At 30.1% G+C, this 15,113-nt stretch carries 7 protein-coding genes; all 7 read right to left on the bottom strand.

Annotated elements, in window-relative coordinates:
• Positions 1-81 precede the first annotated feature (81 nt).
• Positions 82-4,131, bottom strand: a complete 4,050-nt coding sequence (locus tag Q0662_RS00210) for a two-component regulator propeller domain-containing protein (protein WP_298945849.1) — start codon at positions 4,129-4,131, stop codon at positions 82-84.
• 139 nt (positions 4,132-4,270) lie between these two features.
• Positions 4,271-5,311 (bottom strand): GntR family transcriptional regulator, encoded by a 1,041-nt coding sequence (locus tag Q0662_RS00215; protein WP_298945851.1) that lies wholly within the window; start codon positions 5,309-5,311, stop codon positions 4,271-4,273.
• A gap of 121 nt (positions 5,312-5,432) precedes the next feature.
• Positions 5,433-6,878 (bottom strand): sulfatase, encoded by a 1,446-nt coding sequence (locus tag Q0662_RS00220; protein WP_298945853.1) that lies wholly within the window; start codon positions 6,876-6,878, stop codon positions 5,433-5,435.
• Positions 6,879-6,892: 14 nt separating this feature from the next.
• A complete protein-coding gene (locus Q0662_RS00225) occupies positions 6,893-8,371 on the bottom strand; it encodes a sulfatase (RefSeq protein ID WP_298945855.1) in 1,479 nt (492 codons plus the stop codon).
• Positions 8,372-8,394: 23 nt separating this feature from the next.
• Positions 8,395-9,378: a family 43 glycosylhydrolase gene (locus Q0662_RS00230; RefSeq protein WP_298945857.1), complete on the bottom strand. Its 984-nt coding sequence runs from the start codon at positions 9,376-9,378 to the stop codon at positions 8,395-8,397.
• Between the two features lie 4 nt (positions 9,379-9,382).
• The gene (locus Q0662_RS00235; RefSeq protein ID WP_298945859.1) at positions 9,383-12,133 is read right to left on the bottom strand and encodes a family 78 glycoside hydrolase catalytic domain; all 2,751 of its coding nucleotides are present in this window, start codon (positions 12,131-12,133) and stop codon (positions 9,383-9,385) included.
• Positions 12,126-14,867: a family 78 glycoside hydrolase catalytic domain gene (locus tag Q0662_RS00240; RefSeq protein WP_298945862.1), complete on the bottom strand. Its 2,742-nt coding sequence runs from the start codon at positions 14,865-14,867 to the stop codon at positions 12,126-12,128. Before Q0662_RS00240 ends, Q0662_RS00235 begins: the two co-directional genes overlap by 8 nt.
• Positions 14,868-15,113 lie beyond the last annotated feature (246 nt).

Genomic DNA, 15,113 nt, shown 5'->3' on the forward strand with positions numbered 1-15,113 from the left:
TGTAATGTAAATAATTATCAAACTTAACTTTAAAAAACCAATAAATAATCCTGTAGTGTTATGGGCCAAAAAACTATTCTTTTAAATATCATTTTTGTAGAACTTTTCTGAATATTCTGAAGGTGTAAGGTTATACTTTTTCTTAAAACATTGGCTAAAATATTTTGGTCTTTTAAAACCAACTTTATAACTAACTTCTGAAATATTTAATTTATTTAGTTCTATAAGTTTGGCAGCATGTTTTAAACGAATTTCTTGAATAAATTCGTTTGGAGTTGCATTTGCCCAAGCTTTTATCTTTGTAAATAACATAGAACGACTAACCCCTAAGTCTTCTGAAAATTGAGTAATATTAAACTCTTGATTGGCAATATTTTCTTTAACAATTTGAAAGGCTTTTTCTAATAATTTTTGATCTAAAGAGGTTAAAGAAACATCTAAAGACGCTAAACTGGTGTCTGAAATAAATTTGTTTTTTAAACTTTGTTTAGAATCTAAAATGTTTTTAATTTTCAGTTTGAATTCTTTTAAATTAAAAGGCTTTGTAATATAATCATCAGCACCACTTTCTAGACCTTCAAACTTGTAAATTAAAGACGACCTTGAGGTTAATAGTATTACAGGTATATGGCTAGTTGCTATTGTAGTTTTTATTTTTGAGCATAATTCTGTACCCACCATTTCTGGCATAACAACATCGCTAATAATTAAATCTGGCAAATATTTAATTGCAAGATTTAAAGCTTCTTTTCCATTTTTAGCATTTAAAACATTGTACTTTTCTTTTAAAATTTCTTTCATAAAAGATCGCAACACTACATTATCTTCAACAATAAGAATAGTGTATTTTTTTTCTTGCAAAATTAAACCTTCAAGATCTTTGGTTTCATCTTTTGGAAGATCTATTTGAGTTACATACTGGGATAAATCGTCACTTGTTTTAAAATTTTTAATAATTTCTTTTTCAGAAAGATGATTATTACCCAATTTTAAAGTTACTGTAAACTTTGATCCTTTTGGTTTTATGTTTTCTACAGAGATTTCTCCATGATGAAGTTTTACAATATTTTTAGCTATAGAAAGCCCAATACCAGTTCCTTTTACATGATTTTTTTCTTTTTGCTTATGAACAGCAACTTCGAAAAAACGATCGAATATTTTGTCTAAAAACTCCTCTGAGATTCCTACTCCTGAATCTTCAACTTCAATAATAACTTGTTCTTTTTCTTTTTTTATTTTTATTTTTACTAAAACAGTTCCTCCTTTTTCTGTATATCTAAAGGCGTTTGAAATTAAATTATAGAAAACTCGTTCTAGTTTATATCTATCATAATAAACTAAAATTTCTTCTTCTGATGGTAAAAATTGGTAATTGTAATCTCCATCTTTGGCATGTTCTGTAAAAGACAAGAAAATTTCTTGTAAATAGTTTACAATGTTACCTTCTGCAGCTTGTAACTGAAGCTGATTACTTTCTAACTTTCTAAAGTCCATTAATCTATTTATCAATCGTAATAAATGATTTGTACTACTTTCTATAATCCTTAATTTTTTAAAGGTCTCTCTAGAGCCTGTATAATTATTTAAAATATTTTGAAGAGGGCCAATAATTAAAGTTAAAGGCGTTCTAAATTCGTGCGAAATATTGGTAAAAAACTGAAGCTTTGCTTTGTTTAATTCTTCATTTTTTTGATTAGAAATGAGTTCTAACTCTAACTTATCTTTTAATCTTTTTTTAGATTGCAGAATCCAAGAAAGGCCAAATAAAAAACCAAAAATTAAAGCAAAATATATTACATAAGCCCACCAAGTTTTATATGGATCAGGGTTGATAATAATGCTAAGATTTGTCGCTTTTTTTGTCCAAACATTATCATGATTAGCTGCCTTAACTTGAAAAGTATATTTACCTGCGTTTTGAAGTGTAAAAAAAGCTTCTGTTTGTTTGGTGAAGGTCCAAGTATCATCTAAACCTTTTAAACGATAGGCGTATCTGTTTTCTTTTGAATTGATATAATTTGGCAATGCATAACTTATAGAAAAATTAGCGTTATTATAATCTAACTTTAATACATCTATATCATTTAAACTTTTAGATAAAATACCATCAATATTAGTTATGGGTACAATTTCGTTTTTAATTTTAAGTTCTGCCAAAACGACTTTTGCTACTTCTGTTTTTTTTATAATTTTTCTAGGATTAAATGAAGTAAATCCTTGAAGGTCTCCAAAATAGATTTGGTCACCAATTTTTAAACTAGAATTTTGCCTAAAATCATTGTTTGAAAAAACTTCCTTTTGATCATAAACAATACTAGTTTTTTTTATTGTATTGTACTTTACAATGCCTTTATCTGTACTTAACCATAAAATTCCTTTATCACCCCCTAAAATTGAGTATACTGTAGAAAACCTATTTTTTTTAGAAATACGTACTTTTCTAAAATAATTTTGTTCTAATTTATACAAACCTCGTGTATTGGTTCCAGCCCAAACCACTCCTTGTTTATCTTTATAAACAGCATTTATATTAAACGTTTTAAAGGGTTTGTTCTTAAAATAGTTTTTATGGCTAACTTTGCCTACTTTATTAAAAGTTAATGCTGTAATACCTCCAAGACCTCCAACAATTAAATTATCATCTTTATCAATATAAATTGTTTTAACAATTTTGGTAGCTAATTTACTTTTACCAAAGACACGAATTCTTTTTGTTTTTTGATTAAACTTAATAAGACCTTTCCCAAAAGTAGCTATATATAAACTTCCTTTTGAATCTTTTTTTATATCATAAATATTTGAGGTACCAATCTGATTATTGAGTTCATCTGTTATAACATCATTTCGAATCTTTTTTGTATTCAGATCATAAACTAACAAACCTTTACTTAAGGTTCCTATAAATAACAAGTTTGGTTTTTGATAACATAATGACTTAATTGGTTGGTTTATATTTTTTTCTAAACTTTTAATTTCAAAAAACTTTACAACCTTACCTTGATTGTCTAATGCATTTATTACACCTCCCTCAGTAGCAAAATAAATCTTAGAGTCTCTACCTGCTATTATACTATTTGTGATATTGTTATATAAATTATAATTTTTATTATGTAAAAAGTTTTGATATGATTTATCCCAAGTATATACGCCACCATTTTCAGTTCCTAACCACATTACTCCATTTTTATCTTTGTAAATGGTTTTTATAAAATTTTGGATAGTATTATTGCTATTTAAACGGTCTTCTTTTATATATGTAACTTTTTTAGAAGGTGTTATAAAGTACAGACCATTGGTTGTAGCTAACCAAGTATTTTTATCATTATCTATTTCAACATCTCTGACATCTATATTTTCTGGAATATCTATTCCCTTTGGACGACTAAATTTTTTAGTAACTGTATTAAAGTGTAAAAACCCATGATACCTAGAGGCAACACCAATAACGCCTGGTGTTATTTCTAATACATTATTTACTATAAAATTAGTTTTTGATGTAGTTAAGCTGTATTCTCTAATTTTAAACTTCCCCTGTCTATCTACCTCTACAATCCCTTTATTTGTAGCTAACCATACATTGTTTTTATGATCAGTAACCATACTATTAATAGATCTAAAGCCAACTTTAGGGTTGCGTTGTAAAAACCTTATAAATCTATCTTTATTTTTTTCATAAATAGAAACTCCATTTTCTGTACCGAACCAAATATTTCCACCTGGTATTTCTAAACTACATTTTATCAAACTACTACTTAAAGAATATTTTACAGTTGGTCGTTTGTAAAACCTTTTAAACGTATTTGTTTTAGGATTATATCTATTTAGTCCATTAAAAGTTCCTATCCATAAATTTCCTTCTTTATCTTCTAGAAGATTTAAAGTTTCACTACTACTAATACTATTTGAATTTCCAGGGATGTTTCTATAAACAGTAAACTCTTTTCCGTTAAATTTATTCAATCCATTACTGGTTGCAAACCACATTTGCCCTAGTTTATCTTGTACTATAGAAGATACGTTATTGTTTGATAAACCATCAGAAATATTTATATCCCTAAAGTTAAAATCACTTGTTTGCGATAATATACAAGTTGAGTAAAAGAGTACTAGTAAAAGAAACTTCAACTTCATTAATTAAACCTAATTGAACTTTTATAAAAGAATTATTTTTTTCGAAGTTAAAAAATAGATTTTAAAATAACATCTTATTCTAAAAATAAAACAAAGTCTTTCGTAAAGACTTTCTTTTAAATAAAGTTCAAATACTATATTAAATAGATTCTCTTTCTATGAGGTTAAAGGGTACTTTAACTTTTTCTTTTTTATTATTGATAATCATATTTGCGGCTTGTTGCCCCATATTATCAAAGTCTGTAGATAAAACTGTAATACCTAACAATTGTTTTAATGGAGTGTCATTGTAGGAAATTACTCCAATATCAGTTCCTAAGCTATAATTACTGCTTTTCACCTTATTTACTATATTTACTAAATCACTTTCTTCAATAGTAATAAATACGGTTTTATCTTCTAATTTAGTTTCATTAGTTACCTCTTCTAAAATTTCAAATTTAAAATTATTTTGGTTACAGTATTTTTGAAAACCCTTTAGTATGTCCTTATGATAAGGATAAAATGAGTTCTTAGGATACACAATAGTTAACTTATTGTATTTAGAGATACTTTCTATTCCTTTTTCTAAAGCAGTAACAATATCATTTTCATAATCTTGATAGACTTCAATAAAATTACCTTCAATGGCATGATCTTTATTATCCAAAATAATTAAATCGTCTTTTGGTATCTTATTAATTATTTTAGTTACTTTTTCTGTTGTACTTATATGGGCTAGGTTTTTGGTTCTAAAATGCGGCATTATTACATAATAGTCATAAGAAGACTCATATTTTTCCATTAACTCTACAAATAATGTTTCATCACAGTGATAACTATGAAGATCTACATGACAATCAGCACCCATTTCGTTAGAAAATGAATTGTAAATTTTCATTTTAAAAGGACTCAATTTATTTACCAAAAACAAAATATTTATCTTAGAGATTAGTTGGTTTTGAGCTATATATGTTCCTTTTCCATGAACAGAAACTAAAACTTTACGTTTTTTTAAAATACTATATGCCCTTTCAACTGTATCTCTTGATAGATATGTTTTCTGACTCAATTTATTGATCGACGGAATTTTATCGCCAACTTTTATATTTCCCTCTGAAATATTAGTAATTATTGAGTTAATAATTTGTAAATATTTTGGAACAACCGATTCAGTATCTAATTTAATTAAGTCTACCATGTTACGTACCTTTTAATTGAGGTAAATTTAGAATGGATTGAATAATAAAAAATCTGAAATAGGGTAACTTAAAGTTTTTTAACACTTTTGTATGCTATATTGATAATTTAAAACCAATTATTTATTTTCTAGGTTTATCATTTTGTAAAAAAGGGGTATCTCTAGGGAACTGTTTTTCTAAAAGCATTTTCATTCTTACTTCAGTTTTCTTATATTTTTTATTTCCAGAAAGGTTTACAAAAGACAATAAACTATTTTTATGTTCATATAATTCTGCTTGTAAAATTTCATTGGTTACCGAATTTCTCCACTCTGTATATCGCCATTTTCCGTCAGTAGCTGTAACTCCCATAATTTTCTTTCCTCTGGCATAAACACTGGTAGCTATTTTATCCCAATTTTTATTTGGTTTATTTATAACAGGAAGTATACTTTTCCCATCAGATTTTGGTCCTTTTAATCCACAAAAATCAACTAAAGTTGGAAAAATATCTACATTTTCTACCAAAGCATCTGATGTTTTACCAGTTTTTCTTTTCTTATAATTGGTTTCTCTACTAATAATTAAAGGAACTCTTACATCTATTTCTACATTAGAATGTTTACACCAAGCACCATATTCGCCAATTTTGTACCCATGATCACTCATAAAAATAACCATGGTGTTTTTTCTTAAATCCAATTCTTCTAAAGTTTGCATTATCTTACCCACTTGTGCATCTATAAAACTAACTGAAGCATGATAACCATGAATTAAAGTTCGTGTTAATTCATCATCTAAATCTCCTTTTTTAGGTATTCCATAATATCCTTTTAACTCGCCCCAAGAACTTAATGCCAAACGATACATTCCTTCTGGTTTTGTTCTTGAAGGAATTTTAAATTTACTTTTATCATGCAAATCCCAGTATTTTTTTGGGGCATTAAAAGGTAAATGTGGTTTACTTAACCCTACAAACATTAAAAATTTATCATCTTTAATTTTGTTCAAAGTTTCAATTGCATATTTAGACACTCGTCCATCTTTATAAGCCTCATCTTCAACATCGGCATCTTCGTAAGCGGGTCCTTTTAATGGTTTTACCCCTTCTGCTTTTAAACGCTTCATTAATGCAATGTTTTCTGATTTTACATAGCTATTAGCTTCTTTTTTAAAATGATAAGTCCAATACTGTTTATCATCAACACTATGGTGATATACTTTACCAATACTAACCGTTTTGTAACCATTTTTTTTAAATAATTGAGGCATAGAAACTACCTTTTTATGCACTTTTCTAAGTGGTGTAAAAATACTATAGATACCCAATGTTTCTGGACGCAAACCTGTTAAGGTACTCATTCTAGAAGGTGCACAAATGGCTTGTTGCACATATGCTTTGTTAAATTGTACGCCATCTGCTGCTAATTTATCGATGTTTGGGGTGATGGCTGTTTCACTGCCATAACAACCTAATTCTGCTCGTAAATCATCAACATAAAAAACTAAAACATTCGGTTTTTCTTCTTGAGAAAAAGTGTTTGAAACAAAAAAAGTAATGCAAAATAATATAAGTAATTTTTTCATTTTAAATATTTATTTTAAAGTTTTTTTGGTGATTGTACTGTACCTGTTCCTTCTTTCCAGTCCCACCAATTAATAGCTCTTCTGCTATCGTCAAATTTATAACCCCATTTCTCCATATAATACGCTCTTGGTCTCACCTCATCTCCAATTTTTTGAAGTTGTTGCTGTAATTTATCATCTAAATCTTTTTGAATTCCTTCAAATTCTGGTTTCCCTAATAAATTATTTTGTTGGTAAGGGTCTTTATCATTGTCATAAAACATACTTGGCCCTTTTGGAGTAACTGCATAAGTGTATTGCTTCGTTCTAATTCCTCTGTAGGGTTGATCTTTATAATTAGCTCCAAAAGGAGCAACATTCATTACCAAAGCTGCTCTATCTGCATTTGGGTCAGGATTTTGGATTAATGCTGCTAAATTTTCTCCTTCAATATCTTTTGGAATATCAATATTTGTTAACCCCAATAAAGATGGCAAAATATCTGGCGTTGTTAAAGGCGCATTTACAACTTTCCCTTTATTACCTTTAATTTTTGGGTATCTAATTAAGAAAGGAACTCTAACAGATTCGTCCCAAGCCAATTGTTTTACAAAAGGTTTTACGCCATGTGCCCCCATCATTTCTCCATGATCTGCAGAAAAAACAATAATGGTGTTTTCTAATAAACCCAATTCTTTTATTTTATTAATAACATTCCCAATAGCTTTATCTGTTGCAGTTGCGTGTGCATAATACCCCTGTAATTCTTTACGAGCTCTTTCTTTAAATTTATCCGAAATATTAGGATTCAATGTCAACGATTCTGGCGGATACATATCTTTATACTTCTTTGGGGCAGAACCATGAGGATAATGTGGTGTAGCAATAGAAATTAAGGCTAAAAATGGATTCTCATCTTTAGAATGCTTTTCTAAATATTGATTTGCATCTTCTGTAATTGCAAATGGCGAGTACTTTTTCCAGTGTTTTAATGTGGTATTTTCGTTATCATAATAAGGCATTTTTGTATAATTATGAGAACATTCTAACGCTTTCCAAAAATCAAAACCTTGTCTTCTTTCTTTTGGGATATAGGTTGAACGACCATGGCCATCTAAATGCCATTTACCCCAATAAGCAGTGTTATACCCTTCTTTTTTAAATATTTCTGCCATGGTTACTTCTTCTGCAGGCATGTGCAAGTCATTTAAAAACATTCCTGTAGTTGTTGGAAATTTTCCTGTAAATAATGCTGCACGATGTGGAGTACAAACTGGTGTAACAGAAACTGTATTTGTAAAATTTACAGATTCTTTTGCAAAAGCATCTAAATTTGGTGTTTTTACATCTGGATTACCAGCATATCCTAAAGCAGAACCTCTCCATTGATCTGTAAGGATATAGACTATGTTTGGTTTTTTTTCTACTTTTTGTTCTGATTTTGCTGCTTTTTTACAACTGAATAAAGTAGTTGCAATGATTAAAATTACCGTAGAAAATATTTTGATTTTCATTTTTAAATTGATTGCTTATTTGATTATTGATTAATTTTAGAAACCCCTTCTTTGGTGGCGTAAATTTCTTGTATTGTACAATCTTCATTATAGTACAAATATTCAATAGCAGTATTTCTTCTAAATTTAGATCCCTCATTCCATCCTTGCCAATGATAAAAGAAATAATTTTGACCTTTATAATTGATAATAGAGTGATGATCTTGTCTTTGCTTTGGATTCAACCCGCCTTTGTATTCAAATGGTCCATAAGGATTGTTACCCATTGCATAAAACCCGCCTAAACCCGCATTGTAAGAGAAATAGTAGATTCCGTTTCGTTTGTGCATGTAACTAGCTTCAAAAAAGTTTTTATACCCATAATCTATAGTTCTTGGTTTTTCTGCTAATTCTAAAAGATTATCTTTTAGCAACGCTACTTTAGGTTCTCTAACACCCCAATATAAATACGTTTTACCATCATCATCTTTAAAAACGCAAGGATCTAACCATTGTCCTTCAACTCCTTCTATCCAACCTACATATTTAAAAGGCCCTTCTGGAACATCACTCACTGCAACCCCACATCGCATATCGTCTTTATTGCCTTTTACAGAATGAGGATACAATAAATAATACTTGCCATTTTTATAAATGGCAGTTGGTGCCCACATCCAACCAGGAACTCCCCATGAAATATCTCTAGAATGGAATACTTCTCCATGATCGGTCCAATTAACCATATCTGTTGATGAAAAAGCACGATACCCATCCATTGAGTTGTAATTTACTGCATCTTCTGCATCTCGAGAAGTATACATCCATACTTTACCATCATTCCAAATGTGGGCAGATGGGTCTGCGGTTCTAATATGACGAATTACTGGATTATTATAACTAGTTTCCTTTAAAACTTGTTGCTTATCATTTTCATTCTTTTTAGATGTTCCTTTATTTTGATTTTTACATCCCGCTAAAATGAGAATGATTGAAATAGAAAAAACGGTTTTAAATAATATGACTTTCATTATATTATAGTTTAGAATTAAATGTATAGGTACCAGGTTTTACGATTAACTCAGAATTAACTTTATAATCGCTTATTATTTTTACATCATTAGATTCTTCAAAAGATTCTAATGTTCCTGGCACTGTAACTTTTGCTTTTGTATTTGGAGGAACAACAATTTGTAATTGTAACTTATCTCCTTTTATTTCCCAAGATGATGAAACTTTCCCATAAGGTGTATCTAAATTTGCTGATGCCGATGTTAATGGAGATTTTGGAACTGGCGCAATTTTAATCATTTTATAACCAGCCTCTAAGGGAGCTATACCTGCAATACGCTCGTACATCCACTCTCCAATAGCTCCGTAAGCATAATGATTTAAACTGTTCATATTTTGCGGATTAAAACCTTCTGCTTTGCTATAACTATTCCAACGTTCCCAAATAGTTGTAGCTCCTTGGTTTATCGAGTAAAACCAAGATGGATAAGTTTCGTTAAACAATAATTTATACATCAAACCTATTTCTCCTGTTTCATCTAATACTTCTGATAATAATGGAGTTCCTAAAAAACCTGTTCTTAAATGATTATCTGCTTCTTCAATCTTTTTTAATAATTGTTCTTTTGCCCCTTTTTGTTTTTGTTCTGGTAACATATCGAATGCCAACGCCAACAAATAGGTTGTTTGTGTTTCCGTTGCATTTTTTACTTTTCCATTTTCATCAAAAAAATGATTTGCAAACTTTTTTGATACTTCTTTAAAAAGGTTCTCATATTTTTGATATTCCTTTTCTTTTCCCAAAATTTTTGCGGTTTTTGCAGTTAGTTTTGCTGAGTGTGCAAAAAATGCAGTTCCAATTACACTTTGTTTAGTATCTCCTTTATTATTCCCATTTTCTGGATAAGGTTGTAACCAATCTCCAAAAAAACCCATTTTAGAGATTCCTTTTTTGGTGTTTTTTTCATGATAAGCAACCCAACCTTTCATCATTTCAAAATTTTCTTCTAGGATTCTTTTATCTCCTGTTCTTAGGTAGATCTTCCAAGGGATAATAGTACAAACGTCTCCCCAACCTGCACTTACTTTATTATTAAACAAAACATCTGGCACTACCCAAGGAATTCCTCCATCATCAAACTGAGATTCTCGTACACTTTGCATCCAGCTTGCCCAAAATTTATACACATTTGCATTAAAGATAGACGTTGGTCCAAACACTTGTGCATCTCCTGTCCAACCCATTCGTTCATCACGTTGTGGACAATCTGTAGGAATATCAAAGAAATTACCTCGTAAACCCCAAACAATATTACTTTGTAGTTGATTTAATTTTTCATTTGAAGATGTAAATGTTCCATTTTTATCAAAATCTGAATATTGTACCAAACCTGTTACCCAATCTTTAGATGGTTTTTTTGAGGTATCAAATCCACTTAATTCCACATATCTAAATCCGTGAAATGTAAATTTTGGTTCATATTCTATAATCCCATCTTCATTAGCTGTATAATAATTTGTAGACAAAGCAGAACGATAATTTTCAGTATAAAAAGAACCATCAGGAGATAACATTTCTGCAAATCTAATTTTTAGTATTTGTCCTTTTTTCATTGGTACTTTTATCAATGGAACACCTACCATATTCTGTTCTAAATCAAAAATAACTGCTCCATCTTTTTCTATTATTTGCTTTGTAGGAAGCTGAATTTTTGTTTTTACTGTGGTATGCCTTTTGGGTTCTAAACGAATATCATTAGTAATAGAAAATGCATTTACGGATTCCCAATTCTTATCATTAAAATTATTGGTTGTCCAATTTGGCATCTCTAAATTAGCATCATAAGTTTCTCCATCATAAATACTTGCCAAACGTATGGGCCCATTTGTGGTTCCTTTCCAACTATCATCAGAAATTACCACTTCTTTTGAACCATCTTTCATTGTCAATTCTAATTGACAAATCATTTTAGGCGTTTCAGTATCTAGCCAGTATTTTTTCATCCAACCTAAACGTCCAGAATGCCATCCTGCAGCCAATTCTACACCAATGGTATTTTGTCCAGATTCTATTAAATTGGTAACATTGTAAGTAATGGTTTCTATACGTTTTTTATAAGGTGTATATCCTGGAGGCATTACATCATTACTAACATCCTCTCCATTAACAGCAACATCAAAAACACCTTTTGCTGTAATGTATAACCTTGCAGATGCTACATTATTAGAAAGTTCAAAATCTTTACGTAAATATTGTGGTCTATGAAGAATATTTTTTTGAGTACCTATAACTTTTTCTTTTTTGGTATCTAAACCAATCCACTTTGCTTTCCAATCAGAATTGTTTAATAAGCCTAATTCAAAATGATTGATATCACTCCAAAAAGAAGCTTCTTTATCTTGATTCCAATATTTTACTTGCCAATATACTTTTTGACGAGATTCTAATTCCTTTCCGTGGTATTTTACCCAAACAGATTGCTCACTTTCTTGTTTTTTAGAATCCCATAAATCTGCATTATTGGGTAATAATTCTGGGTTACTTGCTACCACAATTTGATATGCAAACTGGCTTTTATTATTTTTTAAGGCAGGTAATTTCCAGGAAAATGTTGGTGTTGCATCATAAAAACCTAAAGGATTTTGAAATCCTTCTGAAATGGTTAAATCATTTGCTTTTTCTAAAGTTTCTTTTTGATCACAAGAGGTTACACTAAAAAAAACAACACATAAAAGTGTGATTAAAAATGCTTTTTGTTGAGATGTATTATTCATTAGATTCTAATTTAATTTGAAATTGATAAGTACCTGCACTTACTGTTTTTATCTCTTGTTTTTTGCTTTTTAATATCTCTGGAAAATGAATTTCTGCAGTTGTATTTGGAGGAATCGTTGCTTCTAAGTAAAATACATCATTTTCAATTTTCCAAGAAGAAGATGCTTTTCCATAAGGTGTGTTTACACTTGCTTCAGCAGAAGTTAATGGTTGATTAGGTATTGGAGCAATTTTAATTTTCTTGTAACCTGGTTCTAAAGCAGATAATCCTGCAATACGTTCGTACATCCATTGGCCAACAGCACCATAGGCATAATGGTTTAAGCTATTCATACTTTGTGGATTGTAACCACCTTCTTTACTAAAGCTATTCCAACGTTCCCACATTGTGGTTGCTCCTTGATTTATAGAGTAAAACCAAGAAGGATAGGTTTCTTTAAACAAGATTGTATACATCAACTCGATCTCGCCCATATCATCTAAAACTTTGGGTAAAATTGGAGTTCCTAAAAATCCAGTTCCTAAATGATTATCTGCATTTTTAATAGTTTCTAGCAAATGTTTTTGGGCTTTTACTTTGGTTTCTGGTTTTAGCAAGTCAAAATATATCGCGAGTAAATAACTGGTTTGCGTTTGCTTTTTATTTTGATATTTTCCGTTCTTATCAAAAAACTTGTTTTCAAAAGCTAAAGCAATTTCTTTATATAAATTTTTATATTTTTTTTCATCATCAACATAACCTAAAACACCTGCAATTTTAGAGACCAAATGTGCTGAATGTGCAAAATAAGCGGTATTTACAAAACTGCATGGTGTATCACCTCTATTTCCCATTTTACCACCTTTTGTTGGATATGGTTGCAACCAATCTCTAAAAGAATGTATGGTTGGTATGTAATTATTTGATTTAGATTGGTAATATCCTACCCATTTTTTAGCCATTTCAAAATTTTCTTCCAACACTCTTTTATCTCCTGTAGTATTATAAATATCCCAAGGAATAATAACGCAGGCATCTCCCCAACCAGAACTTGCTCTGTTATTTTGAAGTACATCTGGTATGATAAAAGGCACCAAACCATTGTCGTGCTCAGATTGTGTTTCTCGCATACTTTGCAACCAAGCTGTCCAAAAGGCGTGCATCTTAAAATTGTACATAGCTGTTGGCGAAATAACTTGTGCATCTCCTGTCCATCCTAAACGTTCATCACGTTGTGGACAGTCTGTTGGAATGTCTAGCAAATTATCTCTTAAACCCCAAGTAATGTTGCTTTGTAGTTGATTTAATTTATCGTGCGAAGATGTAAATGTTCCGTTTTTATCAAAATTTGAATGATGTACAACTCCTTTTACCCAACTTACGCTTGGTTTCACTGAAGCATCAAAACCTGATAATTCTACAAATTGAAATCCGTGGAATGTAAATTTTGGTGTGTATTCTATAACGCCGTCTTTTGCTGCAATATAATAATCGGTTGATTTTGCTGAACGATAGTTTTTAGTGTAAAACGTATTATCAGACAGTAACATTTCAGAAAAACGGATGGTTAAGGTATCTCCTTTTTTCATAGGAACACTTACTTTTGGTACACCTACCATGTTTTGTTTTAAATCGAATATTGCAGAAGATTTTGTAGTTGATACAATTGTTACATCCTCTAAAACAGCCATTTGTTTTACTGTTGTGTGACGTTTTGGTTCTAATTTTACGCTATCTGCTATTGGTTCTATTGCTGTATTTTGCCAAGATGAATCTTCAAAAGTTGCTGTATTCCAATTTGGAATTTCTAGATTGGCATCATATACTTCACCATCATACAAACTTGCTAGTCTTATTGGACCATTTGTGGTTCCTTTCCAAGTTTCATCAGAAATAATTGTTTTTTTAGAACCATCTTTTAAGGTAATTTCTAATTGACATAAAACTTTTGGCGAGGCAAAATTTTTGTAAACTGCTTTTCCTCTGCTTATTCTACCTGAATGCCATCCAGAAGCCAGTTCTACTGCAATTGCATTTTTACCTGAAACCAACAAGTCTGTTACATCATACGTTAAGGTTTCAATGCGATGATTGTAAGGCGTCCAACCAGGTGTTAATATATCTTCGCTAACGTCTTTTCCGTTTAAATGCACATCAAAAACACCTTTTGAGGTGATGTATAATCTAGCTTTTTCAACCTCAGAATTTAACTCAAAACCTTTTCGTAAATATTGTGGTCTGTGCATTAAAAACTTACGAACTCCTTTGATACTATCTTTTGCAGTATCTAAACCTGTCCATTTTGCTTTCCAATCTGAGTTTTTTAATAAGCCTAATTCAAAATGATTGACATCACTCCATAAAGAAGCATTCTTATCTTGATTCCAATAACGTACTTGCCAAAATACTTTTTGACGCGATTGTAATTGCGCTCCTTGATACTTTATAAAAGTTGAGTGCGAAGTTTTTTGTTTTTTTGAATCCCATAAATCAGCATTATTTGGTAATAAATCTTTAGAAGATGCTACTACAATTTGATAAGCTGATTGTGATTCTATGTTTTCTGAGACTGGTAGTTGCCAAGAAAAAGTTGGTTTTGGGTTGTAAAAGCCTACTGGGTTTTTAAAACCTTCTGAGACTGTTAAATTTTTTGCTTTCTCTTTTGTTACTTCTTGTTTACATGAAAATAAACTCAATAAAATAATGCCTAAAAATGTGATTAGAAATTTTTTCTGTCTTAATTTAGCATTCATTAGGTTCCTGTTTACTTTGAAAATGATAAATACCATAAAAAATAGGCTTTATTTTATAAAATCCTATTAGATTTTTAAAACCTTCTTCAACGGTTAATTTAATTGGTTTATCAGTATTTATAAAATAAAGTGATCTATTTTTATTAACTATAATAACTTAATTTTATTAGCAATATGTTATTTTTTGATAACAAAACTGTCCTGTTGTATACCGAAAAAATTGTGTGTTTTGTTTCTCTGAAAAAT

This window comes from uncultured Polaribacter sp. (assembly GCF_947503855.1).
Taxonomy (GTDB): domain Bacteria; phylum Bacteroidota; class Bacteroidia; order Flavobacteriales; family Flavobacteriaceae; genus Polaribacter.